Origin of the sequence: Paraglaciecola sp., assembly GCF_039964565.1 — a bacterium.
In the GTDB taxonomy this organism is placed as follows: domain Bacteria; phylum Pseudomonadota; class Gammaproteobacteria; order Enterobacterales; family Alteromonadaceae; genus Paraglaciecola.
In genome coordinates this window covers 72,876-99,543 of record NZ_JBDVXF010000030.1, presented here as the reverse complement: position 1 = coordinate 99,543, position 26,668 = coordinate 72,876, and the positions used below count along the sequence as shown (strand labels likewise).

Below are 26,668 nucleotides of genomic sequence, written 5' to 3'. Positions count from 1 at the left end.
GATGGATACAGAGCCTTTCTTTTATTATTATTGAGCTTCTGTAGAGGCGTTCGCTTATATTTTTATTAGATGCGTAACGTCTATGTCCATGTATCGTGCTGTGATCAAAAATCCTTTAGTAAAAAAATGAACTACTTTTTAAAACCTATATATTTCAAATAGTTAGACAACGAAAAAAGCCGGAGAAACTCTCCGGCTATACGCGCTTCTTTCTGAGAGAGTGAGCGAAACTCTCAACTGCTCGGTTCTTATCAACCCAGTGCACTACCCCCTGGCTTCTAAGCCCCTAAACAGAAGAAGGGTCTCGAAACCTAGGCTAATCGAAAGTTAGTCTCAATGACTAACCCAGCAAAGATTAACCTAGTAAAGATAGAGCCGATTGTGGACGCTGGTTAGCCTGACTCAACACAGTCAAACTTGCTTGCTGAATAATCTGGTTTCGAGTTAATTCAGCGGTTTCAGAGGCAAAATCAGTATCTTTGATTCGACTTCTTGCACTTGAAACATTCTCAGAAATATTCGTTAGGTTACGAATAGTTGATTGGAAACGGTTTTGCAATGCACCTAAATCGGCACGAACACCACCTACCGCTGATATTGCCTCTGACACAGCAGTTAGTGCAGCAGAAGCGCCTCCAACTGTTGATACATCAGTTGCAGCAATACCTAAACCAGATGAACCGTAACCGCTCGTTCTTTCCAAGTTAACGGAAATATTCTGACCACCATTCGCTCCAACTAAGAACTTAGCTGAATAGCTACCGTCAAGAATATCTAAATTACCAAACTGTGAATCAGTAGAAATACGAGTGATTTCAGTTTTAAGGGCTGACACTTCTTTCTGCAACGCTACTCGGTCTGCAGAAGAGTTAATGCCATTTTGGGACTGTACAGCAAGTGTACGGATACGTTGAAGTGATGTAGTCACTTCGCCTAACGCACCTTCAGCAGTTTGCACTAACGAAATAGCATCATTTGCGTTACGTGCTGCTTGGTTTAGACCTTGTACTTGTGTCGTTAATCTGTCAGTGATCTGCAAACCAGCAGCATCATCAGCCGCACGGTTAATACGGAAGCCTGAAGACAAACGTTCAAAAGAAGTATTTAATGTTTGCGACGAATTAAACAAATTACGTTGCGCGTTCAATGATGAAACATTGGTGTTTACGAATAAACTCATGTTTTTTCTCCTACACTCTCAGTCCAGCTAAGCTGGCGACCGAATAAATATTCGGCTGGTTAATTAACACTAATAGAGTAACGATTCTAAAATTAAAAAATCATTACTACTGGCTCTCTCGAAAATGGTATCGACTCAAACAAAATTCCCTTTAACATTAATTTGCCTTTTTTCTCAAAGGTGGCAACTTATTGCCGCCTTTGCATTTACCTTTTACTTGAGTTTCAATGAGTTAAATATTTTTAGAAAATTTCAAAAATGTACATAAATTGGATTAAAAAGCTGGGATTTAAGGCGGCTCACAGTGCTTTTACGGACTTATGCGAGTTTAATGAACAGTTATTTTGCTGTTACAGAGAAGCAGAAAATCATGTGAGCGCTGACGGAATTATTCGTATATTGACGTTGGATACCCAAGGGAAAATACTATATTCGAATCGCATCGCGATCCCCCAAGTCGATCTGAGAGATCCAAAGATAACCGTTACTCCAGATGGCCAGCTATTACTCATCGCGTTTGCTCGGCATGTTTCTACTCAAAATAGAACGACAGGGACAAAAAACTTAACTTGGTTATCACTAACAGGGCATAGTTGGTCTACCCCACAAGAATTTGCGGATAAAGGGTGGTGGCTATGGCGAGTCAGGTGGCATAACAATCTTGCCTATGGATTTGGCTACAATAAAGAACAAAATGCGCTTCACTTTTATTCGGGCAATCCAAGAAGGAGCTTTCATCGCCATCAACCCTTTGCCTTAAGCCTACAAAAACATCAAAAGGGCTACCCCAATGAAAGTGATCTTATTTTTGTCAAAAATAAAGCTTATGCATTGGTGCGCAGAGACGCCGACAGTTATTCCGCGCAATTAGGTGTTAGTAGCTATCCGTTCAAAAAGTGGGATTGGAAAGATTTAGGTCAATATATAGGCGGTCCTGCATTGGCAAAACTAGATGAAAACACGGCTTTGGTGGCGGGTCGAATAGTGAAACAAGGACAACTTGTCACTGGCATACTTAAATTAAATTTGAGCAATGGGAAATTGCAAGAACTAATGACGTTACCTTCTGCAGGAGATAATAGTTATCCAGGTTTGGTGTTGAAAAAAGACAGTCTATATATCAGTTATTATTCTTCCCATGAAGACAACAAAAGCTGCATATATTTAGCAAACATAAATATTCATCTATTATTAAGTAATAAATAATGTGCGCTAGATATAGTCAAACAACGAAGTCCCAGTTACCCGTGTAAAAGTAGCTTGAGCCGCTTGCAAAGCGGTTTCTTGACGACTTAACTCAGATACAGCTTCGGCGTAATCTACTTCTTCGATATTAGAACGCGCAGCTTTGTTAGAGATTTCCAAGTCGAGGTTAGAGCCTAAAATAGTCTGGGCAGTGTTTCTTCTACCACCAATTTCTGAAATGGCGTTGCCGATACTTGTCTTTGCGTTATCTAATCCAACCAAGGCATCAGCTAAGGCATCATCAAAATCACTATCGGTGGTATTTTTGTTTTCCAATACAAGTACAAAATCGTTGAGTGTTTCAGCGATACTCTTTTTCTGTGGAGGATCTAACTGAAAATTAACGGTATCGCCTGTCGTTCCAGTAATATCGAATTCCAATCCTTGATAAAAAAATGCGTTTCCGCTGGAGTAATCAAGGGTATCTAAAACCGCACCTGTACCTACATTGGTTACTTGCACTTGCGTCGGTGAAACTATGCTGACTTGAAATTCATTATTCGCGGCGGTGACACTGTCGTAGTTTGTTTCATGAAACTTGTCAAAAGCACTTTGAGATTGCATTTCTAACGATGCCGAAGTAGCTCCCACAGAGCCGGTAATTGAGGGAGTTAGCCGAGCGAAGACATTTTCGAATACATCCTGTCCCGAATTATTCATTTGTAAGCTCACAGTATCCGACACTTGAATATTGTTCTGCCCGCCATCTCCTTCAAAAACATATTTGTTGCCGGTAGCACTTGCGTCGTAACTAAAAGCAGGCAAGGCCGATTGAAATCCTGAAAATATGTATTCACCATTAGAATTTCGGCTATTCATTAAATCAAACGCCTGATCTCGAATTTGACCAATTTCAATGGCGATGGCGTTTCTATCTTCGGCACTGACTATACCGTTACCGGATTGAACCATTAACACTCGAGCTCGATCCAAGGCATTATTGATATTACTCAATACTGTTTCTTCTTGCTCTAAGCTATTGGTCAATAAGTTGCTATTTTTGTTAAATTGAGTCAGCAAATCAATTTCTTCGGTAAGCCTTATAACTTGCGCAGATCCAACAGGATCATCTGAGGGGCGCAATAGTTTTTTACCGGAGGAGAGTTGCCGTTGAATGTCCGACAAGTCGCCTTGATTATCCAACACAGATTGGATACTGCGGTCATAAAGTTGCCCTGTAGAAATACGCATAATTTACCTTTAGTTAACGGACAATAGCTAAAATCGTATCAAACAAATCTTGCGCTGTTCCAAGTAAACGCGCCGCAGCCGCATAAGTTTGCTGATACCTTACCAAATTTGCTGCCTCTTCATCTAGGCTCACACCTGATACTGATTGAAACCAATCACTGGATTGGGACTTAAGTGCATCAGCGGCTTGTAACGCAATATCGGCACTAGCAGCTTTTTGTCCTATATCACTGACAATATTAGCGTAAGCTTCATGAAAAGTAGCAGACTGACCAGAACCACTGCTATTAACTTGCATGGTATTTTGGTTCTGTAAGTCAGCCATTACCAACCCATTGCGATTGTCGTTTAGGCCATCAGTGTTATAGCCAATTGTGAACGAATCACCCGCTCTAGGCACACCTTGTAACGATAAATCATAGCCTGGGTAATCATCTAACGCACTAAAAGCCGCGGGCCACCCAGCCGAGCCTTCTGCCTGCGCCAATAAATTATTTAAGTCTGTGACCCCGGTCACTGTGGTAATAACATTGCCACCACTGTCTCGCACTTCATACTCGTCATTGGCAGTAAAGAAAATTTCTGCTGGTGCACCCACGCCGCCCGCACCAGTTGGCGAGCTGCCGGGCCCATGAATCCCCCCCGTACCGTCAAACGCTGACGCTGCGCCATTAGTGAAACTGTTGTCTACAAAAGTATTGGTCACAGTACTCGATATAAGCTCAGCATCACCTAAATTACCAATATTGGTGTCAACCCGAATAGGTGAAGCCAACGCCAAATCTTCAGGACGAGTCATAACAACTTCAATTAAATCGGCAGTATTTTTTGTGGGTTGTATTAAAAACTGATCATCAACGGTATACCCCACGCCACTAGAAAACTCTAATTCCACACCACCGAGCACCTGGGTGAAAGTTCCTGATTGCGCATCAACAGCAGTATAATTTTGAGTAATATCGTTACCGTTAACATCTTTAATAATTGAGCCATCGGCATGTAATGCCGATACTGTGATGTCTAAGGTTGGGGGCGCACCCGCTGTTACATTGTTGATTGTCACCCGATAATCCGCAGTGGTCACTTCTCCAGACGCACCGGCAGCGATACGTCCAGTTACTATACTTGCAGCATTCACGTTATCTGGGTATTCCAAGCCGGCAAAATCAGGAAGAGCGAAAATTTCACTCCCAAATTGTTGGTCTAAGTCCATACCCTGACTGTTTTGAGTATTGACTGCATCTGTAATAGCTAAGGCTATCTGTCCTAATTCTCTTCGGCTAGTTTCTAATACATCATCGCGATAACGTAATAACCCGCCAATCGTTCCGCCAATTTCACTCTCTTTAATATTGAGCGTGGTTGGCTTGCCATTACTACTCAATTGAATTGACATATAGTTTTGGTCAGCGTCGTTATTGACCTCTAAAGCATTAAACGACCCGTCTTGTAAAACTAAGGACTCTCCTGATGTTAGGTTGATCATTATCCGACCATCATCGCCAGAACTCTCGCGGGTTTCAATAGACACTAAACTTGCCAATTCAAGTATTGCGTTGTCTCGTTGGTTTTTTAAGGTTCCAGGCTCATCATAAGGATTATTAGCTTGATTGATCACTATAGCGTCATTCAACTCCGCGATGTTGTGTATGATCGAGTTCACATTATCTATATGCGCAGTGAGCTCTGCATTAAGCTCTTCTTCTTTGTCTCGCAAAAAACCAGAAACAGTGCCAATTTGGCCCATCATCGATTGCGCTTCACTCAATACCAATTGTCTTCCAGCTAAGTTAGTTGGGTCATCTGTTGCCGTCTGTACCGCTGCAAAAAAGCGGCTCATGCTGGAAGAGATTCGATTGGCTTCACTAGCAAATACATTGTCGATAACCGAAGTTTTGTTATAATAGGTTTCGGTGTCACTTTGCATGGTTGTGTCACGGCGCAGTTGATTTTGCGCAAAAACATTCAATATTCGCTCTGTAGTTGAACGCCCTACCCCGCCAGTTAGCTGACTTTCGAAAGACGTTCTTTCACGCACAAACCCATCGGTATTCACATTGGCGATGTTGTGGCCCGTAGTATTGAGCAATTGGTTACTGGCATTGACGCCACTTTTTGCTATGGAGAATAAGTCTGCGGTTCTGATGGTTTTATTAGAGCTAGTAATCATTTGATGTTACCTGCTGCACCTGAAGTGCTAGTCTGTTCCGCTGAATAGCGTTTAAATTGTTCGCCCTCAAAAACTGAAATCACCTTGTCGGCATAGTTTGGATCGGTGGCATACCCTGCTTTTTGCAATTCTGTAAAATAGTCTTGTGGTGATTGTGTTTGTTTAACTGCCTCTTGGTATCGGCTATTTTGCTGTACAAATTTCACATAATCTTGCAACGATTCACCAAAGGATTCATACATTCTAAAGGGGGCTTTTTTAGTCGCTGCTACCCCTTGTTCAAATTCAATAGTATCCACCATAGCGCGATCTCCTTGCCAGCGACGGTCTGCCTTAATACCAAACAAATTATGTGAATTTTGACCTGAGGTATTGTGGATCATATGTTTACCCCAACCTGTTTCAATCGCTGCCTGTGCCAACAACGCTTTAGGATCGATTCCCAATTGCTCAGCAGCGTGTTGTGCGGCGGGGTAAAGTTGCTCGATAAAGGATTGTGCATCCTCAAAAGCGGCGGTTTTAAAAGATTGGAAGGTTTTAGGGGACGGTTCGCCCAAGACTGCATTTTGGGCGTTTTGCGTGCTAGAAATGGTGTTGCGATTGATACTCGATAGATTACCATCATTACGCAAAGCACCTGCGGGCATATACCCGTTATCCGTGTTGCCAAGTTGTTGTACAATAATTTCGGCTAGACCGATACTGCCGTTGCTGGCTAAATCGCTAGCGATTTGCGTATCGTGCATATCCCGGTAAAATTTAACTTGTTCTGAGTTAAAAGGGCTGTCTTTATCAGCCATTACATCCTGCGCCTTACGCATAGACTTAAGCATCATCTGCACAAAGATTGCTTCAAATTGTTTAGCGGCCTCATCTAAAGCGTTACTGTCACCACTTTGTGCCGCACGGCGCAAATTATCCAAGCCTTTAATATCATTGGCATTTCTAGATAGTTCGAGGGGATTTTGCGTAGTCAATGACTGATTCATAGGATTGCCTAAATCACAACAAGGTCGCCTTGTAAGGCTCCCGCTTCTCGCAATGCTTCTAAAATAGCCATCAGGTCCCCTGGCGCTGCGCCGACTTCATTTACAGCTCTAACCAACTCATCTAAGGTCACCCCAGGATTGAAACTAAACATACGAGTGTCGTCTAAATTTACGTCTACGATCGATTGAGTCGTGACCACAGTTTCCCCTTCTGCTAATGCATTGGGTTGAGTAACCGTTTGGTTCTCTGCAATAGTGACAGTGAGTCCACCGTGTGTAATAGCCGCGGGTAAAAGCCGCACATCTTGGCCTATGACTATCGTGCCTGTGCGACTGTTGATTACGACTCTTGCCGAGGCCTTAGCCGGAACAAATTCGAAATTCTCTAAAGTCGCGAGAAACCCAACTCTTTGCCCTACATCTCTAGGAGCCGTGACCCGAACCGACGCAGCATCAATAGGCGTAGCAACAACATAACCTTTATCAGGATCGGCCCCTAACCTGCGGTTAATGGTATCGGCCAAAATTTTAGCCGTAGTAAAGTCGGGGTATTTCAAATTTAAAGTTAGAAAGTCATTTTCCATAAAACCACTAGGTACAGCACGCTCCACTATGGCACCATTTGCGATACGACCTACAGTAGGTGTATTAACCACGATTTTAGAACCGTCACCACCTTGTGCCCCAAAACCACTGACCACTAAACTGCCTTGTGCGATAGCGTAAACTTTGCCGTCTAAGCCTTTTAGAAAGGTTTGTACTAGTGTACCGCCTTGCAAACTGGCAGCTTCACCAATAGATGACACTGTCACATCTATAGTCTGACCGGGCTTAATAAAAGGTGGTAAATCAGCATGAACCGCTACGGCCGCCACATTCTTAATTTTGGGTTTAACACTACTGTCTAAACTGATCCCAAAGTTCGAGAGCATAGTTCGAAAACTCTGCTCAGTGAACGGACTCTGCTCACCTGTACCAGGCAATCCCACCACCAAACCATAACCGACTAGTTGGTTACTCCTAACGCCTTGTACAGAAGCCAGATCCTTTATTCTTTGGGCAAAAGTAACGGGGGCCAGCATTAAACTGGACACTATCACTAGGGGTATAATTGACCTCATGTATTTCTCCACGTTAAAACGGCCAATATTCAGATGAGAAAAATCCACTTAGCCAACCTTCTTTTTGAGCAGTATCAAAACTGCCGGTCCCACTGTATTGAATTCGAGCATTGGCTATTTTAGTTGATTCAATTTCATTAGTTGGACTTACGTCAGCCGGACGGACCACACCAGTTAGGCGGATATATTCGTCGCCACTGTTTAAGGTCAACCATTTTTCACCTCTAACCAGTAAGTTTTGGTTAGCCATAACCTGAACCACTGTCACTGAAATACTACCTGTTAAGTTATTACTTTGATTGGCAGTTGCGTCACCTTCAAAATCATTGCTTGAATCTAAGCCTAATTGTATAGACTCGTTACCGATGTTGAGGGCGTTGCCTCCTAACCCTATTATTGGATTTACCTCAACCCCAGTCGCTTTTGAGGTACTCGTACCTGCGGATTTAGTGGCCTGAGTATTTTCTTCTAGGTTAACAGTTATGATGTCACCTACTCGTCTTGCCTTTACATCTGAAAACAAGTTATTGGCCATATCGGCCTGAAAAATGGCGCCATCATCGTTGACTTTTTGCTGTGGAATATCCGGCATAATCGGCGCATAAAAAGGGTCATTGGGTAGCGGATCTCGGTTAGCAGTAGACTGACAACCACTTAACGCTATTGAACCTAGACATAGAACTAACAATTTGAATAACTTTAGTTGAATCATCATGGTTGCTCTCTCATTAAAGCTGCTGAATAACCTGACCTAACATGGAGTCAACGGCCGAAATTACTTTTGAGTTCATCTCATATAAACGTTGACTTTCAATCAAGTTGACCAGTTCTTCGGTTACGTTCACGTTAGATGTTTCTAGGGCACCTTGCACTATGGTGCCGATACCTTCGAGCCCAGGCACCCCTTCAATAGGTGCGCCACTGACAGCTGTTTCAACATACAAATTTTGCCCTACCGGCTGCAAGCCAGTGGGATTGATAAAATCGGAAAGATTTATTTGTCCAAGAACTTGAGGATCCGCTTGTCCTCGAACAGTGGCTGATACTTCACCGTCTTGGGAAATAGTCAACTGTTGGGCGTCTTCAGGAACAGTGATGGTCGGTTGCAATAAAAAACCGGCCCCTGGTGTCACAATTTGCCCTTGGTCATTTAAAGTGAATTGACCATTTCTGGTGTACGCCGCACTACCGTCTGGTTGTAAAATTTCAAAAAAACCTTTGCCTTGAACCATCATGTCCAAAGAGTTCTCGGTTGTGAGCATATTACCCTGCGTATGGGCTTTTTGTGTTGCAACCACTTTACTACCTGCACCTAACATTAATCCAGAAGGCAGCTCAGTGTCAGCTGAAGAACGACCACCCGGTTGATTGATATTTTGATAGAGCAAATCTTCAAAAATTGCACGGTCTTTTTTGAATCCTACTGTACTAGCATTTGCCAAGTTATTGGAAATAACGGATACGTCAGTTTGAGCGGCGTCTAAGCCAGTTTTACTTATCCACAATGCAGGATGCATAGATTGTCTCCTAAAAATTCGTTTGTTAGCTTAATTCGCCAACAGCCTTGATATTCGAACCCTCAAAACTTACCTAAAAGCGTTCTTAGATAATGCGCAATAACGCATTGCCGCGGGTATCGATTTCTTGAGCTTGTTTCATCATCTTGACTTGCATTTCATAATGACGCTGTAAATTGATCATATTGACCATTTCTTCTACCGGATTAACATTACTGCCCTCAAGCACACCGGTGCGAACGCTAACCACTAAGTCTTCTTGAGCTTGCTCTCCGCTTTTTAAGCGAAAGAGTCCGTCAGTTCCGCGCTCCATATCACGAACGTTTGGATTGACGAGCTTAAGTCTGCCCACTTCTTCCAACACGGTTTCAGGTGCGCCTTGAGGCCTGACTGAAAGTGTGCCGTCGTTAGCGATATTAATATTTGATAAAGGAATAGGTAGAAATACTGGCCCAAAATCGCCAACCACTGTATTACCGTGAGAATCTTTGAGTTCCCCATTCGGACCTAACTCAAAACTTCCGTTACGACTGTATGCTTCGTTGCCTTGTGCATCTTGTACCGTAAACCAACCATCACCTTGAATCGCTAAGTCTAGTTCTCGGCCTGTTTGGATCTGCGGGCCGCCTTCGAAGTTATTGACGGCATTTTCTGTCATAGAAAACACTCGAGTAGGCAAACCTTCGCCGAAAGCTGGCATGGCTCGCGCTTGTTCAAGCTGCGCTCTAAACCCTGTGGTTTGCGCGTTGGCTAGGTTATTTGCCCGCACCGAAGCACCGAGTAAGTCTTGCTTGGCGCCACTGGTGGCGATGTATAGTAGTTTATCCATGACAGAAAATTGACTTTGTTGGATCTTGATTCAAATGACTGCAAGTAAGATGCCATCTACATTAAATTTTGCAGGAACAAAAGGGCATAAAAAAAGGCTGCTCGAAAGCAGCCTAATAAAACTTTAAATATCAGTTAGTTATTAACGAATATTCAGTACTGTTTGATTAAGTTGGTTATTCACTTCCAACGCTCTTGAGTTAGCTTGGAAGTTTCGTTGTGCGATGATCATATCGATAAGTTCAGTGGTTAAGTTAACGTTCGCTTGCTCTAAAGCTGACGAGTTAATCTCACCAAAAGTACCTGTCGTCGCTTCACCAGCAAGTGCTTCGCCCGATAAAATACTTTCTTGCCACTGGGTACCACTTTGTTGGGTTAACCCTTGATCATTAGCAAAACGAATCAGCGCCACTCGTACTATCGGCTCTGAAGTACCGTTAGAGTATGTAGCTCGTACTAAACCATCAGGACCAATCTCAATACCTGTCAGCCTACCTACCGGTAAACCATCTTGCTCTAGTGAGGTCACCTCAAAAGCAGAAGCAAACTGTGTGGGTTCGTTAGCGGTAGCATTTGCCGAGTCTAACGTAAAATTAGTCGTAATCGTTTGAGTAGGATCTGAGCCATTAGCAAATATAGTTGCACCGATAGGTACAGATTGTAAATCGCCTGTTAGAATCGACGTACCATCAGCATTTTGAGTGGCTTGAAAATCACCACCATTACTGAAGATCATTCGATATCCAGAGACCCCATTACCAGCTCCCAAAGATGTCTCACCAACGACGTTTGCTCCAGTACCACCTGCTGCGCCTACTCCAGGAGTGTCCCCTTCAGTATCCAATGGAAAATCATCCAAATAAGTTACCCCGACCCACTCATTGCCACTTGCGGACGCATCTTTCATAAAGTAATAAGTCATTACATGGCTATCACCCAAGGTATCGAATACCGTAACTGAGGTGGCAGCATTGTATGTAAGAGGATCGTCAGGATTAAACAAGTCCAAATCAACCGGATCTGCGCCGGCTGGCAAATTCATTTTTAGTGCCACTTCAGTGGTTTCTTGAGGTGCACCTGATGAATCGGGAATACGCACAGGTACAGTGGTACTTAAGGCAACAGATGAAGAGCTGCCGTCAGCATTGACCGGAAAGCCTAACAAATTGTCACCGGCAGAGTTCACTACAAAGTTATCAGAGTCCAACTTAAATTGACCGGCTCGCGTGAATGAAAAGTCCCGTGAATCAATTTCGGGAATAGTGCCGAAAAAGCCATTACCAGTTATCGCTAAATCCAAAGCATTGTTTGTAAACTGCAAACTACCCTGCGAAAACTGTTGTGCCACTTCTTGCGTGAGTACACCGTCACCCACTTTAGTTTTGCCGCCGGCTAACAAAGATTGGGCATATACGTCACCAAACTCTGCTCGCGACTCTTTAAAGCCGACTGTGTTAACGTTAGCGATGTTATTCGCCGTTGTATCTAAGTCTTTTTGTGCCGCCGATACGCCACTTAATGCTATGTTAAAAGACATAATTAATTTCTCCTGTTAACCGCCGATTTGAATAACATCATCAAGTGTGACACTGACTTCGCCATCCAAGTTTAGAATGATACCTTGACTACTTGCAGCCAGACTGACGCTGTCTACATGCCTATTAATTGCTGTGGGAAGTACGACTGATTCACCGTCGACATCGCCTTGTGCTCGCACTACATAATTGCCAACTGGCAACGGGTTGCCACTAGCGTCGGTTCCATCCCAGTTAAATTCGACATTGCCGGCTGCTTGCGTACCAGCGTTAATGCTTTTAACCACTTCACCTATTTCATTTTCAATAGTGATTTCTAAGTCTCGTACACTTTGCTCTGCAATCACCACTCCAGATACACCTTGCCCTTCGGATGAGACGTAGCCAATATCACCTTGAAGTAATACCTGCTGACCAATCAAGCTTGAAGCCTGCAATGCTTGGTTTGAGGTCATTGAAGTAGCAAAGTCACCAAACTGAGTATTGAGTTGCTGAATACCGTCAGCCATAGTAAAGCTGGTCATTTGGGCAACCATTTGATCGTTGTCTACTGGTTTGGTTGGATCTTGATTTGCTAGCTGCTCGGTCAATAACGAAAAGAAATCTTCTTGCGAAAGGGTCTGATTACTATTATCCGCAACTTCAGTCGTTTCAGGCTGCCAATAAAGTGAGCTATTTAACCCATTATTCACTGTATCCACGATTTTTCTCCTGACGTTTGTATACTGCGAAGTACGATAAAGTTCATGTTATGACCCCTGACCAAGTCTTAACACGCTGCGGAAAATTCGCTTGGTTGTATCTGCGACTTGAACGTTAGTCTCATAGGCTTTTGAAGCAGACATCATATCCGCCATTTCTTCGACCACATTGACATTAGGTTTGTAGATATAACCGTTTTCATCAGACATAGGGTGACCTGGGCTATATTCAATTTGCAATGGTTTTGAGCTTTCAACCACGCCCAGCACCTGAACTCTCGAACCAGGGTTACTTTGCCCTGAAGCTTGATCCAATTCTGCAGCAAAAACTGCATGGCGGGCTTTATAAGTTTGGTCATAACTACTACTGACGCTATTGGCATTGGCAACGTTACTAGCGGTAGTATTCAAACGCACACTTTGTGCACTCATACCTGTACTAGCAATGTCCATTACGTTAAACAAACTCATTATTGTTGACCTCCACTTAGGGCCTTTTTCATACTCTTAATTTTGCCGTTAAGAAATTCCATGCCTGCTTGATAACGTAATCCATTATCTAAAAAAGTATTTCTTTCAAGTTGTACATCGACAGTGTTGCCATCGCCAGTATCGGGTTGAGTTGAAACACGGAATTGCAAATCACCAGTACCAAAGGATGTCCCCTTTATGTGATTCTCATTGGTGCGAGTTAGCGTGTGGCCCCTAGATTGCTGGGCACTTTTCATCGCCTTTTGAAAGTCAATATCTCTAGCTTTGTAACCAGGGGTATTAGCATTGGCTAAGTTTCCCGCTAGTACTTCCATACGTTCGGTACGAATTTGTAGTGCCTGATGATGAAAACCCATCAATTTGTCTAGGTTAATAGCCATGTATTTCTCCTCTATTGAACGAAATAGAGCAAAGGCTGTGCCACTAGATAAAATTAATGATAGAAATCTAACTAAGGTAAGGTTTTATATAGGTTTTTTAACGTAATAAAGGCCAGGGCTACATCTCACCATATTAAATTTATCGGTTAAACCAGAGAGAGATTCAGAGGCGCCGAGGAATAATATGCCGTCGTCTTGCAGGCAGGCGGCAATCTTTTGCAGTATTTGTTTTTTCACATCAGCAGAAAAATAGATCAGTACGTTGCGGCAAAAAATGATGTCAAACTTTCCAAGAGAAGTGTAGCTGTCTAGCAAGTTGAAAGACTTAAACTGGGTTAAGTCTGTGATCGAGCGTTTCAATTTCAACTTATTGTTATCTGCAGGGTCAAAAAAGTCGGTTTTAAACTTTGCCGGTAAACCACGAGAAATCGCCAGTGGGTCGTATTCGGCGGTTCGACATCGTTGCAACATTTCATCAGAAATATCAGTCCCAATAATGTCAATACCAGCGCGAAAACTATTGGTATGGTTTTTCTTAAAATTTAAGATAGTCATGGCAATAGAATACGCTTCTTGACCTGACGAACAGGCAGCACTCCACACCCTAAGCCTTCTATTTTGTGCGGAAAATAAACTCAATAGAGGATTTTCAAGCAATTTAAATGGGTATTCATCACGAAACCACAACGTTTCGTTAGTTGTCATGGCTTCAATCGCAGCGGTTTGAAGTTGGCGATTGCCTTTAAGCACTGAATCAATTAACGCATTAATAGTGCTACAGCTAAATTGCTTAACTAAAGGTGTTAATCTACTGCGCACTAAATATTGCTTATTCTCGCCTAAAACAATACCGCATGCTCGTTCCAAGAAATCTCTAAAAGAAATATAATGCTGCTGATCAAATTCTATATCGCTCACTCAATACTCTCTAACAGCATAAATTCAAATTCACTACATCCCTTGCAACTCACTTTAATAACAACTTGCGTAATATCTATTAGTCGTTTCCAAACCATTTTTTAACTGAAGTCGCTAACTCATCAGGGTGAAACTTAGCAATAAAGTCATCCGCACCCACTTTCTCAACCATGGCCTGGTTAAACACACCACTTAGAGATGTATGCAGAATAACATGCAAGTTTTTTAACTCCGGAGTATTTCGAATTTCAGCAGTAAGGGTATAACCATCCATTTCTGGCATTTCGATATCTGATATCAGCACTCCGACCCTATCTGTTATTTCCCCTGTTTCTGCGGCAATTTCTTTTAGTCTTTCTAATGCTTCGAGACCATTTTTTGCTAATTCAATATTTAATTCCAGCGCCGATAACGCTTTCTTAATTTGGTTTCGCGCCACAGAGGAGTCGTCAGCAATAAAGATGATCTTTTCTTGCTTATTTTCGACCTGCAAGTTACTGGCTAAATCATCACTTAGATCAGTATTGACAGGAGAAATTTCATTGAGAATTTTCTCAACATCCAAAATCTCGATGAGTTCGTCTTCCATCTGCGTTACAGCGGTTAGATAACTGGCTCGGCCGCTGCCCTTTGGGGGGGGCATAATAGACTGCCAGTTAGTATTAATGATGCGCTCAACTGAACCCACCAAAAATCCTTGAACTGAACTATTGTACTCAGCAATAATAATAAAGGCGGTGCTCAAGTCTTCAATCTTTTTACCACCTGTTGCCAAGCTCATGTCAATCACAGAAATAGTCTGACCACGAATATGCGCAATTCCTCTGACCAACTTATTTAACTTGGGCATCGAAGTTAACGGTGGGCACTGCAAAACTTCACGCACTTTAAATACGTTTATACCAAAACGTTGTCTTGAATTAAGTTTAAACAACAATAACTCTAATCTGTTTTCACCAACCAACTGAGTACGTTGATTTACTGAGTTCATAATTTCAGACATGTATAACTCCAATACGAAATAAAAGCGGCGTAACTTTTGCTTACTATGGTTAAAGTACGAATACGATGTAGTTAAATTGCGCAAAACCGCAACTAAATTGACACTTAACGTAACGCATTAACTGAGCTGAGTAATAGTAGCCGAAAGATTGTCTATTCGAGCGTCTAATTTTTGACGCCTTTGCTTTCGTTAATATGCCCTTAGCATAGACAACTTAACAACAAGTGAACATGAATAAATTACATTATTATCAAGCATTAGCCAGATTAGTCGCAATTATGCCTTGTTTCTATACAGGTATAACGGCGGCAGATGAAAATAATTTAACAAAACAACAATTAACTCACCAAGCAGAGCAATTTGTATTAAACCAACTTGATCCCAATAATATCAAAACAATTGATGTAGTTGCTACACCAATTGATGCTCGTGTGCATGTTCCTGTTTGTCACTCTGATTTAACCTTTTCTTCAACGCCAGAAGCACTGAGTCAATCGAATGTGATGGTAAAAGCTCAGTGTAGTGACAATAACTGGTATATTTTTATGGTGGTTAAAGCCACAGAGACCCAACCTGTCGTGGTGATATCGAGTACTGTCAGCCCAGGAACGTTGTTAACCAGTGATAACATCCATGTCATCAACATGAACAAAAAAAACTTAAGAAGTAGCACATTTGCCGACATCGAAGACGTAATTGGTGCGAGAATTAAACGTCGAGTTACCGCAGGCAGACCAGTTAACCCCAACAACCTGTGTTTTGTGTGTAAAGGCGACAATGTCACAATTTCTGCAGGCAACACCAGCATGCTGGTTAAAACCAGTGGTGTAGCGCTTGAAGACGGCAGAATGGGTGAGACAATTCAGGTTAAAAATCGGCGTTCTAATAAAAAAGTGTACGCCCGTGTAGCAGGTACAGGCGAAGTTAAAATTAGTATCTAGGGAATATAAATCACCACTAGGTATTAGTGCTTAATCATTTAATGCTGTAAATAGTTTTTTTTGCTAAAGTATCCGAGATCACAGCCGATACAAATAATGAGGATAAATAAAGGGAGTGGGTATTCATTATGTCAATTAACAACATAAACAACGGTAGCCCAAAGGCACCGCTTGATAACCAAAAGCTTAGCCAGCAACAGCAGGCTTTGAATAATGGTAGTGCACAAAATACAAGTGCACATAAATCGGCCGCAGTAGCTGCTCGTGCAGATTCGGTGTCTTTGACATCATCGGCACAACAGTTAAATCAGGTGCAGAAAAAAGGAACTGAAACACCAGTCAATCAAGAAAGGGTTGATAAATTGAAAAAAGCGATTCAACGTGGCGAGTATCAAATTAATCCTGAAGCATTAGCACAGAAAATTTCAGCGTTAGAATCAGAAATATTTGGTACTAAAGCATAAAGGCAGCATAATGGAGGCTGTCTTTATTTATGATTAAAATTTATGTCTGAATTAAAAAAAGCAATAACAAATCAACATACATTATTAATAGAATTACAGCAAATTCTTGAAACTGAACTCCACCTCATCAGTAGCAGAGATGCTGAATCCCTCATCAGCATGTTAAAAACCAAAGAAGCCTTACTTGATTCAGTGCAACAACAAGACACTGTAATCGCCGGCTTGTATGCAAAAGTCCCCCAAGATCAAAAAGAAGACGAGGAAATAGTTGGGTTATTTAATCAAGCTAAAGAAATGGTAAATCAGTGTAAGTTTCGTACTCAAATTAACCAAACTGCAGTAGAACAAGGTCAATTGCGACTTGAGCACTTACGTAACCTATTATTAGAATCTCGAGCAAAAGAATCAATGACTTACGATAAAAGTGGGCGTACTCGAGGTAACAAAAGCGGCGGCGGCACCAGCGTTTAGGCGTGTCATCAATAAAATCTAGATGTGACCAACCACACTGAATCCTCAGAAAAAACGCTGACCATAATCGATGTCTTAAAGCCGATCGCTACAAGGCGTTTCTACTATTCGTAATACAAACCACTCTAGTAGCTCTAGTAATAATGGACTTTCTTAACACGCTTAGGACGCGCCGTAGAGAGGTAAATATCGTTGACTAATTTGAAGTCTAACTCTAATTCAGTGGCGTATGTGTCATCCCCTACAGGATAGCTCTTCACCACTTTGGCACCTCTTATCACACCTTGCACAGAGCTATTTAAATGAGTGTTTTCGATAACCAAGCTAGCTAGCGATTGACCACCTTCTACCTTTTGCCCGTAGACTTGTTCAGTGAGTTCTCGGTATGCATCTAACTTTGACGCTTTCAGTGCCATCAACATTTTACTTGACTCACTGGCCCCTTTTTGAACTGATATAGGTGCATAACCAATGGCCAAAATAACAGGATAGGATTCGGGAGCAACGGTTTCCCATTCAACATGTTTATCAAAAACGCTGGTACACCCCATTAAAAAGAAACCAAGTACAGTTGTTATAACTAAATATCGACTGTTTGATTTGTTAACCTTTCGTTTATTGCCCATATTCCTAACACCCAGCTGTTCATTGTATCAATGTGATTTTATAAGTTATCGTAAAGCAATAACCGTACCTAAAAAACACGCAGCTATATCGAACTCCATTATAGGTACGATTTGTGCTTACTTTGCTATGCAAAGGTAAAGAATGAAAAATCAGTCTGAAATTTGACGATGTCTTATCCCAAGAATCACTTTACTCAGATTTAGAAGGTAATTTATGCAGGTTGTAAGATTAATACAAATAAGTGCCGCTTTGATGTTTATTGTCAATTGCTTCCCAGCAAAGGCGGTGTGGTTCGAGGCTACAGGGCAAGCCGTTATTCACAATGGTGAAAAAGAAGCCGCACGACAACAGGCCACCCAAGAAGCAGTGAAGCAGGCATTATTGTTTTCTGGCGCCTCTGTGAAAAGTATTCAATCTTTAGTCAACGGTTTGCTAGAAGACGACCGATTCGAAATACGTGCTTCAGGCGAAGTCAACAACATTGAATTGATAGACGAAATCTACCACGACGACTACGTTACAGTTTCGATAAGAGCCGATATCTTTCCACAAGAGGCCTTATGTTCTGCCTCAGATTATAAAAAAAATATCGTGACCACTTGGTACAACATCAATAAACGGCAACAAGCTGCCGTAGGCAACCTTTACGACTTCGGCAAAGTGTTAGCAGAAAAAATACAAGAAGAAGCTCAAAATCATGCCAGACATGCCTTGATTCACCGTGTCGAACCTTATTATTTAACAACGCCAATCAAACAGCAAAAAGCCACTGCCTATAGTCTTTCCAAAAAAACCAATGCCCAATACGTACTGTTTGGTGAAATTATCGAATTTGGCCTAGAAACCACGAGAATCTCTGGATTTGGGTTTTGGGACAAAGACCAAAATAGTCGCAACCTTACACTGCAATTATCACTGCTAGACGGCAATTCTGGCGAAACGGTATTTCAAGATACCCAAAATATCTCAGCTCAATGGGACTTTAATCTTCACACCTCTATCAATAGCAACAGCCATCAACTATGGGACTCAAACTTTGGGATCGCCACTAAAAAAATCATCCAAACTATGGTGCAATCAATAGACGAATCAGTGAGTTGTTTAGCGGCTTTTGGACGGGTCCTTAGGGTGACAGGCGAAAGCCTAAGTATAAACATTGGCAAACTCAATGGCGTTAAACAAGGCGACAAATTAACTTTATTCCAAATGAACCAATTTTTTGACACCCAAAACCTTCCCCACAGGCAATTCCAATTACACCCTGAAGAGGTCATCGTACGACAAGTGTTTGCCGAAACAGCCATAGTCGAATCACTATCAGGCGCACCGCTGGCGAATATTCAACCAAACGACTTTGTATCACGCCGATAAAAACAAGAGAGGCTTTAAATCCCGACTTAGCTAGTACATAATGCTCGGCGCTAAACTCAGTCCCTGTAGTTTAATGGATAAAACAAGGCCCTCCTAAGGCTTAGATCTTGGTTCGATTCCAGGTGGGGACGCCATTCGGTAATATCAGCATAAAGCTTAGTTAATCTAAAAAGCATCTTATCCCATATAAATAAAGGCTTACTGAGCAACTTTGGAAATTTCACACTTTCACCGAGGTTAGCTTAAATACACCGTTTTTTTGCCCGTTGGTGTACATTGGTCATACAAGGGTCGCTATTTAAAACTGTGACGTAGAGAGAATTAACGCCAGATTGTTATACACCCAACATATTTACGATGATGGGTATAGTTTCTAGTTTCTAGTTTCTAGTTTCTACTAACTATTCAATATCTTTAGTGGTAACGACAAAGCATCGTTGTCGGTTTGCCCCACCAGCCAAATAATCGCGCTTAAGCCGCCAATCGTTAGCACGTACCAAATAATAGACACAATTTGCGCATAACGATTAAGAGGCAGCAAATCACTTAAATGCCTACGTTTGTACTCAAAGAATATCTCCACGCTACCAATGGCCAGCAAAAAACCCAACAAGGCTAAACCAAACTGATAACTAATATATACACCCAATGCCGCGCCGAGCGCACAAGCAATAATGCCCACACGTGAGTTAATCGAAAACGCGATACTTTTTAGTACATGGCCGCCATCTAGTGGTAATACCGGCAACATATTAAATAAATTCAACAAGGCATTAAATACCGCCAAACCAGCCAATATTTCTAGGTCGGTGATCCAATAACCCACTAAACACGCCACCGACAATATCAAACCAAAGAATGGCCCCATGATGGAGATAACAATATCTTGCCAACGGGTATTAATTTTTTCATCGCTAAGAGCCAAACCACCCACAAACGGAATAAGGTAAATACCTTTGGTTTTTAAGCCAAAGTACTTCATGGCCTTGATATGACCATATTCATGAAACACCAAACAAAGAATTAGCGCGATGGCAAACTCGATAGAAAACAACCAGCTATATGCCGCTAAGCTGCCCGCCGCAAACAACACCTTAATCACCTTAGCGCTTTTTAACAGCTTTAAACCCAGCCCGGCCATACCAATAAAACTAAATTTTATCGGTTGCTTTTTACTCGGATCAACTTGCCTTTGCTCTATGTCTTTTTCAACAAGGCTGTTTTCATCAACTAGCTCGTCATTTACCAACAACTTAAATTGCAATTGAAAAGGCTGCCATTGCAACGAACCACTTAACTCAACACGAATTTCGCCCTGCTCGCTTTGCAACGAAAATTGATGAACAAAATTATCGACGTCATCGTTTTTATCGTTTTTTTCACTGTCGTCACTCAGACCATTTGTTTTAGTACTAGCCGTTGCATCAATTTGCGACACACAATGTTCGCCCCAAAAAAGCTGCTGCCAACCCGCCATAGACCCTTCTAACTTAAGGGGTTTACCCAAACACTCTACTTCTAATAACTGCACGTTTTAAACTCACATAAACTCAACACAAGAATCCTAGGGCGATTATCACTACATTTTTTAATGGAACAAGGTTTATTGAAAAAAAATGTGAAAGGTGTGCTAATCCATCCTTAGGTTCCCCCCCCTAAAAGACGGCTTTAACATGTTTAATCAATTACACCCTCTATCACTCTGTGCGGCAGCTAACTCGCGAATAACAAGAAGATGAAGAAGCTGACGTTTCTAAACTGCGTATTACATTTCATCAACATCACCTAAGTGAATCAATATGCCACCTCATGCTATGACTGAATAATAATTTCAAATACCCACTATTAAAAAATTATAAAAAATTCCTTAAAAACCCCAGTTAATGCCAATAATTTCAACCACTTATTATTTTTCACTGTCGTAACCAGTCACTTAACCTTCATATTTTTGCCATGAAACTGCAGTGTTTTATTTTTAAGCTGGTTTCTACAAGTCAATCTAGGTTTGTTCAAACTCACTAAAAAATAGGAAACAAAAATGTCGCGGTCAATTTTTACAAAAACCATTATTTCACTTGCTCTACTAGGCGCATTAGCTGGCTGTGAAGGGGATAAAACTTATGTTACTAACGTGGTAGAAGAAGTGGTTGAGCCAGAGCCTGATGACACCACTCCACCAGCGCCTGTGGTTTATAGTGAGTTTAAAATTGGCTTATTGCCTGATACCCAAGGTGGCAGTGATGCAGAGGGTCAAGCCCATGTGGCAATGCATCCCATGGCCGAGGTGTTAGAGCACCAAGCGGCAGCTGGGGTAGATATGGTTATCGCGTTAGGTGATTTAACCGATGGCGGATCGGAACTGGAGTTTGCTGAATGGCGTTCGGTTGCCGACAGTTACAGCGAACAAGGTATTGAGTTTTTGCCGGTAATGGGTAACCACGAAACCAGTTATGCTTATACCCATAACTGGATAGAGAATATGAAAAATTTCATTCCAGATGATGCCATGCACATGCCGGGTTATGAGTGGGTGAACTATTATGTGATACGGGAAAACGTACTGATAATTGGTTTAGCTTATTACAATCTTCCCATTGCTTTTGACTGGATCAAACAGGTTGTACTCGAAAACGAAGACCAAGTTGAACATATAGTGGTAGCCAGTCACGATGGCTTAATTGGTGCTAAGTATGGGCAAACCCGCGAGCAAATTGTTGACGGCACTAAAGATGATGGGTGGGTTTACGATGTACAACCTAAAATTCGCGATTTTTTTGCCTCTAGAGATGTTATTTATGTACAAGGCCACGAGCATCAATATCAGCGCTCTTTAATTAGCTCGCAAACGGCATTAACCACCCTTCCCTCTAGTGCTACGCCTACTGGTGGCAATTACAAAATGAATACTTACACCCAAATTATGGCGGGTAATGCGTCGTATAAAGGTTACGAGTTTCGCTTCGGTGAGCGTGATTTAGTGCAAATGATAGTGTCACAAAAAAATGCCACCTTAAGCAATGGCTCGACCCATTATGATGTTAACTCGTCGCTACTGACCTTTAACCAAGACCGCGTTGACTATCAATCTTATTTTGCCGAGCATACCGCTAAGTCAAATGCAGATGACCAAGCGTTTGAAGCCAATTGGCAAATAATGGATAAGTTTTCGCGCACCACTAACCGCTGCGAAACCGTGGTTTATCCAAGTTCGATATTAGCCAACACCCGACCAGTTTTAGTGTTATCGCCTGAATATATCTCTAACGATTGTTTTGCCGAAGATGGCAGTTACGCAAGCTTAGTAGGCGGCGAAAATAATACCTTTAACCGCACCGACACCCGCACTCGAGATATGGGCATTACGCCGGGCTTTAGCCGCGCCGAAACCTTAAACGACTTGGTGCGTTTGGCCTTTCAGTGGTTGTATCAATACCACGAGAGTTGGTCACCTAACTTAAACAGTGCGGCTCGGGTGATCCCTGATTACGACAATGACGAAATGATCATTCCCGAAACCACTATCGATCTAAAAGAACATGTGACCCTTAGCTGGACTCCGGCAGATAACACCGCATCCGACATTTTAATTATCAGTGGTACTCAAAACCAGACCGGTACTTATCAAGATGATTATGGGGTAGTCAAAGATATTCAAGCCGATACGGGTTTAGCCTTGTCGCAAACCGATGGCTCTGAAAAACAACCCGTAGTATTACCCAGCACCGCAACTCAATCGTGGAACATCAGTTCTGCCGTGGCCGATAGCTACGCGGTGCGCTTTACCGCACCAGAAACCACAGATGCGGCAATAGTCACTCTAGCCAGCAAAGGCAGCGAATGGGCAGCCATTGCACCAGACGAATGTATAGTGGATGCCCCATGGAACGAAAGCTACTTAACCCAAGCACCAGCACGAGACCCAAGTTGTAGTGATGTACCATTAGTGGGTTTCGATAGTGCATTTGGTAACCGTTGGTGGGTGGTGTTAAATGCAGATGCCGAATTGGCGTTAATCAACAAATAGAACTCGTATTTCTGCATGTAGATTGGGCTGATAGGTATATATCAGCCCTTTTTAGGGTCCAAACGACCGTTAAAAACCAGCTCATAATCTGATTTTTAATTGGAACCACATTCCCCTATCCCATTATGTAAATAGCTATGTATAATCAGTAGCATATCCAATCACTAGTAATACAGATAATGGCGAACGACCCTTTAGATGACATGCCTAAAATTAGGCTAGAAAAAGACGATTTAGAATCTTTTCATCGTACCCGAGCACAAACAACCAACAAAAGCGCTAAAAAAGGCAAGCAACCGGATGAGCCGAGCGCACCATCAAACTCCCCTTCTTGGTTTGCTTTTTTGTTTTTGTTGTTGATGATTGTAGGTGCGGCGAGTTTCTGGTCGTTTAAACAATACCAAGTGTTGCAACTAGCACAAAGCAACAATATAAAACTTGAAAGCCGTATTACTGAGCTTGAAAATCGTTTGTCTGCTACCGGCGAAGACATGGATCAATCGGCTGCAGCCTTACAAGTTAAAGTATCTGAGCTAAGCGAAAAGACTCAACATTTGTGGTCAGAAATGGACAAACTTTGGGCGTCAGCATGGCGACGCAACCAGTCTGAAATTGGCGATTTAGGTAAAACCCTTAAAACATTAAAAGCCAAAAGCGAAAAAAGCGCAAAAACACTCAGTAGCAATACTGCCGAAAACAACACCAGCATTGGTTTAGTGAAAGAGCAATTAGAGAGTCAGGCTAATTTACTAAGTCAGTTAAATAAGCAATTTAGCCAAATGCGTGATGTGGATGCAGATTTAGAACAACAACTTGCAAGTTTGCGTGAAAAGCTGATATCCACCGCATTGGCAAATAATAACTTAACTAATCAAATTGATGATTTACGCAAAAAAGTGGCCGCCGCTGAGAAAAAAGCCAACTACGTAGAAAACCTCATTACTGGACCTACGTCATAGTAAATACTGGCAAGTTTGCTTTAGTCGACATATAAAAATAGAGCGCATTGCGCTAATGCCGATCAGTTAAGATAACGTTTAATACTCGATTGATAAATAGTTGATGTAAAAATAATAAAAGTGGATTCCGGCCAAAAGACCGCCGGAATGACAGTAATCCCGCCTTGTCATTCCCGAATGCTTTTATTGGGAATCCAATGTTAAATAGAGTGACTGGCGTTCCAACAAAAAAAATAGAGCGCAAAGCGCCCTATTTTTGTATTGGATATCGCTTTTATTCAGCGCTACTTTCACTCGCTCTTTTGGCTGCGGATTCTTTGATTAATGTTTGCAACTCACCTTGTTGAGACATTTCCATAATAATGTCACAGCCGCCAATTAACTCACCTTCAACCCAAAGCTGAGGAAAAGTTGGCCAATCCGCGTATTTAGGTAATTCAGCGCGGATATCAGGGTTTTGTAAAATATCAACATAAGCGAATTGCTCACCACAAGACATGAGTGCCTGCGTGGCCTGCGCCGAAAAACCACAGTTAGGTAACTTAGGCGAGCCTTTCATGTATAAAAGAATAGGGTTTTCTTCAATTTGTTGTTTAATTTTTTCAATCGTGTCCATAGCGGCTCTCTCTTAAATTTTGTTACTGGTGATCTGGCGACAAGTTTAACGTTTTCAACTAATGATTAATACTCTACTGAATTTTTGTTGGGTTGTTTTAGTGAATTAGATATTTCTAATTTAGTTGAATAATCTAAATTTACCCTTGAAAAACAATATCAAGTCGCAATATCTGTGTATTCAAAAATTTAGTTTTAACAAATAACAAAGCAGTGCTTTTACATTACGATATAAAGTACTAGCATTTAGCAATTCAGAACTTAAATACACCCACCCTTTACGGAGAAACAACATGGCTTTTGAATTACCCGCTCTTCCTTACGAAAAAAACGCATTAGAACCGCATATCTCTGCCGAAACTTTGGAATACCATTACGGTAAACACCATGCTACCTATGTAACTAAATTAAATGGTTTAGTTGAAGGTACTGACATGGCGAGTAAAAGCCTTGAAGAAATCGTTAAGAGTTCTGAAGGCGGCGTATTTAACAATGCAGCACAAATTTGGAACCATACATTTTACTGGAACAGCTTAAGCCCAAATGGCGGCGGCGAACCAACGGGCGCTCTAGCAGCTGCAATTAACGCTAAATGGGGCTCATTTGCAGACTTCAAAGCGGCATTGAACGACAAAGCAGTCAACAACTTTGGTTCAAGCTGGACTTGGTTAGTCAAAACAGCTGACGGCAGCTTAGACATAGTTAACACCAGCAACGCAGCTACACCTTTAACGGATGCAAGCTTAACACCTTTACTTACAGTAGATTTATGGGAACACGCTTATTACATTGATTACCGTAACGTGCGTCCTAAATACCTAGAAGGTTTTTGGGCATTAGCTAACTGGGATTTTGCAGCAGCAAACTTCGCATAATAGCTATCTATAAAAATATTAAATAAAAGCCCTGTTAATCAGGGCTTTTTTTTCACTGTTTTTCAGAACACAATACTTATTCAACTGAAACAAACGAGAACCTTATGTCAGTTCATAAAATAATTTCCCTGATTGTAGTGACCTTATCCTTACACGTTTCTCAGTTCGCCTTTGCAAGTGGCAACGGCATAGTGGTTTTTCAATCTGATTTCGGTTTAAATGACCAAGCAGTTTCAGCCATGCACGGCGTTGCTTTAGGGGTAGATAAAAACTTAAAAGTCGAAGACCTTACTCACAATATTCCCGCATACAATATTTGGGAAGGCGCATATAGGTTAGATGCAGTTGCCGACTTTTGGCCGCAACATACTGTGTTTGTTTCTGTTGTTGATCCTGGTGTAGGCAGTGATCGCAAATCAGTTGTACTTAAAACACAAAGTAACCATTACTTTGTCACGCCAGACAATGGCACCTTAACCCTTGTGGCTCAAAGGTTAGGTATTGCCGAAATACGTGAAATAGATGAGAAGGTAAATCGCCTAGCTGGCAGCGAAGCCTCACATACTTTCCATGGCCGAGATGTTTATGCCTACACAGGTGCGCGTTTAGCTGCAAGTGCTATCAATTTTGAACAAGTAGGGCCAAAACTTAAACCTGAAGTATTGAGTATTCCTTTTGAAACACCACACATCGAAGGAGATACGTTAGTAGGTGGAATACCTATTTTGGATCCTGCTTATGGTAACGTGTGGACCAATATTCCGATGTCGTTTTTATTGTCGCTGACGCAATCCGAACACTACGCGCCACTGTATTCGCAAAACTTTACGGTTAAGATATCTAAAGGTAATAAAACCGTTATGTCTGGACCAATCAGCTTTGAACGCTCGTTTGCAGGTGTCGAAGAAGGACAGCCATTACTTTACGTTAATAGCTTAGAAAACTTAGCCTTAGCACTGAACCAAGCTAACTTTGCTGCCAAATTCGATATCCAAGCAGGTGGTGAATGGCGCATAGAAATCGCTCGAAAAATGGCGAGTGAGTAAAGAAA

General features: G+C 41.9%; 26 protein-coding genes and 1 tRNA gene. 10 read left to right on the top strand and 17 right to left on the bottom strand.

The window, feature by feature from the left end; translation table 11 throughout:
* Window positions 1–355: 355 nt before the first annotated feature.
* Window positions 356–1,180, bottom strand: a complete 825-nt coding sequence (locus ABJK37_RS13700; RefSeq protein WP_348354768.1) for a flagellin — start codon at window positions 1,178–1,180, stop codon at window positions 356–358.
* Between the two features lie 258 nt (window positions 1,181–1,438).
* Between ABJK37_RS13700 and ABJK37_RS13695 the strand changes: the two genes are divergently transcribed.
* Window positions 1,439–2,386, top strand: a complete 948-nt coding sequence (locus tag ABJK37_RS13695; RefSeq protein WP_348354765.1) for a hypothetical protein — start codon at window positions 1,439–1,441, stop codon at window positions 2,384–2,386.
* A gap of 6 nt (window positions 2,387–2,392) precedes the next feature.
* Here the strand turns inward: ABJK37_RS13695 and flgL are convergent, their stop codons facing one another.
* From flgL to ABJK37_RS13630, 13 genes are all read right to left on the bottom strand, one after another.
* Window positions 2,393–3,616 carry a flagellar hook-associated protein FlgL gene (gene flgL, locus ABJK37_RS13690; protein ID WP_348354761.1) on the bottom strand — a complete coding sequence of 408 codons (1,224 nt, stop codon included), beginning with the start codon at window positions 3,614–3,616 and terminating at the stop codon, window positions 2,393–2,395.
* 13 nt (window positions 3,617–3,629) lie between these two features.
* Entirely contained in the window at window positions 3,630–5,786 is a 2,157-nt protein-coding gene (flgK, locus tag ABJK37_RS13685) for a flagellar hook-associated protein FlgK (RefSeq protein ID WP_348354758.1), read from the bottom strand.
* Window positions 5,783–6,775 (bottom strand): flagellar assembly peptidoglycan hydrolase FlgJ, encoded by a 993-nt coding sequence (flgJ, locus tag ABJK37_RS13680; protein ID WP_348354755.1) that lies wholly within the window; start codon window positions 6,773–6,775, stop codon window positions 5,783–5,785. The genes flgK and flgJ overlap by 4 nt, the downstream gene beginning before the upstream one ends.
* Window positions 6,776–6,783: 8 nt before the next feature.
* The gene (locus tag ABJK37_RS13675) at window positions 6,784–7,896 is read right to left on the bottom strand and encodes a flagellar basal body P-ring protein FlgI (protein ID WP_348354752.1); all 1,113 of its coding nucleotides are present in this window, start codon (window positions 7,894–7,896) and stop codon (window positions 6,784–6,786) included.
* A gap of 13 nt (window positions 7,897–7,909) precedes the next feature.
* Complete coding sequence (gene flgH, locus ABJK37_RS13670) at window positions 7,910–8,611, bottom strand: flagellar basal body L-ring protein FlgH (RefSeq protein WP_348354749.1); 702 nt, start codon at window positions 8,609–8,611, stop codon at window positions 7,910–7,912.
* 13 nt (window positions 8,612–8,624) lie between these two features.
* Window positions 8,625–9,413 carry a flagellar basal-body rod protein FlgG gene (flgG, locus tag ABJK37_RS13665; protein WP_348354746.1) on the bottom strand — a complete coding sequence of 263 codons (789 nt, stop codon included), beginning with the start codon at window positions 9,411–9,413 and terminating at the stop codon, window positions 8,625–8,627.
* 85 nt (window positions 9,414–9,498) lie between these two features.
* Window positions 9,499–10,242 (bottom strand): flagellar basal body rod protein FlgF, encoded by a 744-nt coding sequence (locus ABJK37_RS13660; protein WP_348354743.1) that lies wholly within the window; start codon window positions 10,240–10,242, stop codon window positions 9,499–9,501.
* Window positions 10,243–10,383: 141 nt separating this feature from the next.
* Window positions 10,384–11,778, bottom strand: coding sequence for a flagellar hook protein FlgE (gene flgE, locus ABJK37_RS13655; protein ID WP_348354740.1), 1,395 nt, complete (start codon window positions 11,776–11,778; stop codon window positions 10,384–10,386).
* A 15-nt stretch (window positions 11,779–11,793) separates the two neighbouring features.
* Window positions 11,794–12,477: a flagellar hook assembly protein FlgD gene (gene flgD / locus ABJK37_RS13650; RefSeq protein WP_348354737.1), complete on the bottom strand. Its 684-nt coding sequence runs from the start codon at window positions 12,475–12,477 to the stop codon at window positions 11,794–11,796.
* A 48-nt stretch (window positions 12,478–12,525) separates the two neighbouring features.
* Window positions 12,526–12,948 (bottom strand): flagellar basal body rod protein FlgC, encoded by a 423-nt coding sequence (gene flgC, locus ABJK37_RS13645; RefSeq protein ID WP_348354733.1) that lies wholly within the window; start codon window positions 12,946–12,948, stop codon window positions 12,526–12,528.
* Window positions 12,948–13,349 (bottom strand): flagellar basal body rod protein FlgB, encoded by a 402-nt coding sequence (gene flgB / locus ABJK37_RS13640; protein WP_348354729.1) that lies wholly within the window; start codon window positions 13,347–13,349, stop codon window positions 12,948–12,950. The genes flgC and flgB overlap by 1 nt, the downstream gene beginning before the upstream one ends.
* A gap of 84 nt (window positions 13,350–13,433) precedes the next feature.
* Entirely contained in the window at window positions 13,434–14,267 is an 834-nt protein-coding gene (locus ABJK37_RS13635) for a protein-glutamate O-methyltransferase CheR (protein WP_348354726.1), read from the bottom strand.
* A gap of 79 nt (window positions 14,268–14,346) precedes the next feature.
* Complete coding sequence (locus ABJK37_RS13630) at window positions 14,347–15,270, bottom strand: chemotaxis protein CheV (RefSeq protein WP_348354723.1); 924 nt, start codon at window positions 15,268–15,270, stop codon at window positions 14,347–14,349.
* Window positions 15,271–15,500: 230 nt separating this feature from the next.
* On the opposite strand from ABJK37_RS13630, the gene flgA reads away from it, so the two are divergent.
* From flgA to flgN, 3 genes are all read left to right on the top strand, one after another.
* Window positions 15,501–16,211 (top strand): flagellar basal body P-ring formation chaperone FlgA, encoded by a 711-nt coding sequence (gene flgA, locus ABJK37_RS13625; RefSeq protein WP_348354720.1) that lies wholly within the window; start codon window positions 15,501–15,503, stop codon window positions 16,209–16,211.
* A 128-nt stretch (window positions 16,212–16,339) separates the two neighbouring features.
* The gene (gene flgM / locus ABJK37_RS13620; RefSeq protein ID WP_348354717.1) at window positions 16,340–16,675 is read left to right on the top strand and encodes a flagellar biosynthesis anti-sigma factor FlgM; all 336 of its coding nucleotides are present in this window, start codon (window positions 16,340–16,342) and stop codon (window positions 16,673–16,675) included.
* Between the two features lie 42 nt (window positions 16,676–16,717).
* The gene (gene flgN / locus ABJK37_RS13615; RefSeq protein ID WP_348354713.1) at window positions 16,718–17,146 is read left to right on the top strand and encodes a flagellar export chaperone FlgN; all 429 of its coding nucleotides are present in this window, start codon (window positions 16,718–16,720) and stop codon (window positions 17,144–17,146) included.
* Window positions 17,147–17,280: 134 nt separating this feature from the next.
* Here the strand turns inward: flgN and ABJK37_RS13610 are convergent, their stop codons facing one another.
* Window positions 17,281–17,772, bottom strand: a complete 492-nt coding sequence (locus ABJK37_RS13610; RefSeq protein WP_348354710.1) for an LPP20 family lipoprotein — start codon at window positions 17,770–17,772, stop codon at window positions 17,281–17,283.
* Window positions 17,773–17,986: 214 nt separating this feature from the next.
* On the opposite strand from ABJK37_RS13610, the gene ABJK37_RS13605 reads away from it, so the two are divergent.
* Window positions 17,987–19,144, top strand: coding sequence for a flagellar assembly protein FlgT (locus ABJK37_RS13605; RefSeq protein ID WP_348354708.1), 1,158 nt, complete (start codon window positions 17,987–17,989; stop codon window positions 19,142–19,144).
* 59 nt (window positions 19,145–19,203) lie between these two features.
* Window positions 19,204–19,278 (top strand) — tRNA-Arg (locus ABJK37_RS13600).
* Window positions 19,279–19,541: 263 nt separating this feature from the next.
* Here the strand turns inward: ABJK37_RS13600 and ABJK37_RS13595 are convergent.
* Complete coding sequence (locus tag ABJK37_RS13595; RefSeq protein WP_348354705.1) at window positions 19,542–20,675, bottom strand: site-2 protease family protein; 1,134 nt, start codon at window positions 20,673–20,675, stop codon at window positions 19,542–19,544.
* 507 nt (window positions 20,676–21,182) lie between these two features.
* Here ABJK37_RS13595 and ABJK37_RS13590 point away from each other — a divergent pair.
* A complete protein-coding gene (locus ABJK37_RS13590) occupies window positions 21,183–23,168 on the top strand; it encodes a metallophosphoesterase (RefSeq protein ID WP_348354702.1) in 1,986 nt (661 codons plus the stop codon).
* Between the two features lie 179 nt (window positions 23,169–23,347).
* On the top strand, window positions 23,348–24,127 hold the full coding sequence (locus ABJK37_RS13585) for a hypothetical protein (RefSeq protein ID WP_348354699.1): 780 nt from the start codon (window positions 23,348–23,350) through the stop codon (window positions 24,125–24,127).
* A gap of 274 nt (window positions 24,128–24,401) precedes the next feature.
* Here ABJK37_RS13585 and ABJK37_RS13580 read toward each other — a convergent pair whose 3' ends face one another.
* The gene (locus ABJK37_RS13580) at window positions 24,402–24,743 is read right to left on the bottom strand and encodes a Grx4 family monothiol glutaredoxin (RefSeq protein WP_348354696.1); all 342 of its coding nucleotides are present in this window, start codon (window positions 24,741–24,743) and stop codon (window positions 24,402–24,404) included.
* Between the two features lie 292 nt (window positions 24,744–25,035).
* Between ABJK37_RS13580 and ABJK37_RS13575 the strand changes: the two genes are divergently transcribed.
* Together ABJK37_RS13575 and ABJK37_RS13570 are read left to right on the top strand one after the other, a co-directional pair.
* A complete protein-coding gene (locus tag ABJK37_RS13575) occupies window positions 25,036–25,617 on the top strand; it encodes a Fe-Mn family superoxide dismutase (protein ID WP_215931597.1) in 582 nt (193 codons plus the stop codon).
* 104 nt (window positions 25,618–25,721) lie between these two features.
* Window positions 25,722–26,663: an S-adenosyl-l-methionine hydroxide adenosyltransferase family protein gene (locus tag ABJK37_RS13570; RefSeq protein ID WP_348354691.1), complete on the top strand. Its 942-nt coding sequence runs from the start codon at window positions 25,722–25,724 to the stop codon at window positions 26,661–26,663.
* Window positions 26,664–26,668: the final 5 nt, after the last annotated feature.

What these genes read in the sequence shown, in the direction of transcription:
- ABJK37_RS13575 (WP_215931597.1), top strand. Translation starts at nt 25,036, where the DNA reads ATGGCTTTTGAATTACCCGCTCTTCCTTACGAAAAAAACGCATTAGAA.
- flgL (WP_348354761.1), bottom strand. Translation starts at nt 3,616, where the DNA reads ATGCGTATTTCTACAGGGCAACTTTATGACCGCAGTATCCAATCTGTG.
- ABJK37_RS13675 (WP_348354752.1), bottom strand. Translation starts at nt 7,896, where the DNA reads ATGAGGTCAATTATACCCCTAGTGATAGTGTCCAGTTTAATGCTGGCC.
- flgG (WP_348354746.1), bottom strand. Translation starts at nt 9,413, where the DNA reads ATGCATCCTGCATTGTGGATAAGTAAAACTGGCTTAGACGCCGCTCAA.
- flgK (WP_348354758.1), bottom strand. Translation starts at nt 5,786, where the DNA reads ATGATTACTAGCTCTAATAAAACCATCAGAACCGCAGACTTATTCTCC.
- flgJ (WP_348354755.1), bottom strand. Translation starts at nt 6,775, where the DNA reads ATGAATCAGTCATTGACTACGCAAAATCCCCTCGAACTATCTAGAAAT.
- ABJK37_RS13610 (WP_348354710.1), bottom strand. Translation starts at nt 17,772, where the DNA reads ATGGGCAATAAACGAAAGGTTAACAAATCAAACAGTCGATATTTAGTT.
- flgE (WP_348354740.1), bottom strand. Translation starts at nt 11,778, where the DNA reads ATGTCTTTTAACATAGCATTAAGTGGCGTATCGGCGGCACAAAAAGAC.
- flgB (WP_348354729.1), bottom strand. Translation starts at nt 13,349, where the DNA reads ATGGCTATTAACCTAGACAAATTGATGGGTTTTCATCATCAGGCACTA.
- flgM (WP_348354717.1), top strand. Translation starts at nt 16,340, where the DNA reads ATGTCAATTAACAACATAAACAACGGTAGCCCAAAGGCACCGCTTGAT.
- ABJK37_RS13585 (WP_348354699.1), top strand. Translation starts at nt 23,348, where the DNA reads ATGGCGAACGACCCTTTAGATGACATGCCTAAAATTAGGCTAGAAAAA.
- flgH (WP_348354749.1), bottom strand. Translation starts at nt 8,611, where the DNA reads ATGATGATTCAACTAAAGTTATTCAAATTGTTAGTTCTATGTCTAGGT.
- ABJK37_RS13630 (WP_348354723.1), bottom strand. Translation starts at nt 15,270, where the DNA reads ATGTCTGAAATTATGAACTCAGTAAATCAACGTACTCAGTTGGTTGGT.
- ABJK37_RS13590 (WP_348354702.1), top strand. Translation starts at nt 21,183, where the DNA reads ATGTCGCGGTCAATTTTTACAAAAACCATTATTTCACTTGCTCTACTA.
- ABJK37_RS13700 (WP_348354768.1), bottom strand. Translation starts at nt 1,180, where the DNA reads ATGAGTTTATTCGTAAACACCAATGTTTCATCATTGAACGCGCAACGT.
- flgC (WP_348354733.1), bottom strand. Translation starts at nt 12,948, where the DNA reads ATGAGTTTGTTTAACGTAATGGACATTGCTAGTACAGGTATGAGTGCA.
- flgA (WP_348354720.1), top strand. Translation starts at nt 15,501, where the DNA reads ATGAATAAATTACATTATTATCAAGCATTAGCCAGATTAGTCGCAATT.
- ABJK37_RS13695 (WP_348354765.1), top strand. Translation starts at nt 1,439, where the DNA reads ATGTACATAAATTGGATTAAAAAGCTGGGATTTAAGGCGGCTCACAGT.
- ABJK37_RS13660 (WP_348354743.1), bottom strand. Translation starts at nt 10,242, where the DNA reads ATGGATAAACTACTATACATCGCCACCAGTGGCGCCAAGCAAGACTTA.
- ABJK37_RS13580 (WP_348354696.1), bottom strand. Translation starts at nt 24,743, where the DNA reads ATGGACACGATTGAAAAAATTAAACAACAAATTGAAGAAAACCCTATT.
- ABJK37_RS13605 (WP_348354708.1), top strand. Translation starts at nt 17,987, where the DNA reads ATGCAGGTTGTAAGATTAATACAAATAAGTGCCGCTTTGATGTTTATT.
- ABJK37_RS13570 (WP_348354691.1), top strand. Translation starts at nt 25,722, where the DNA reads ATGTCAGTTCATAAAATAATTTCCCTGATTGTAGTGACCTTATCCTTA.
- flgN (WP_348354713.1), top strand. Translation starts at nt 16,718, where the DNA reads ATGTCTGAATTAAAAAAAGCAATAACAAATCAACATACATTATTAATA.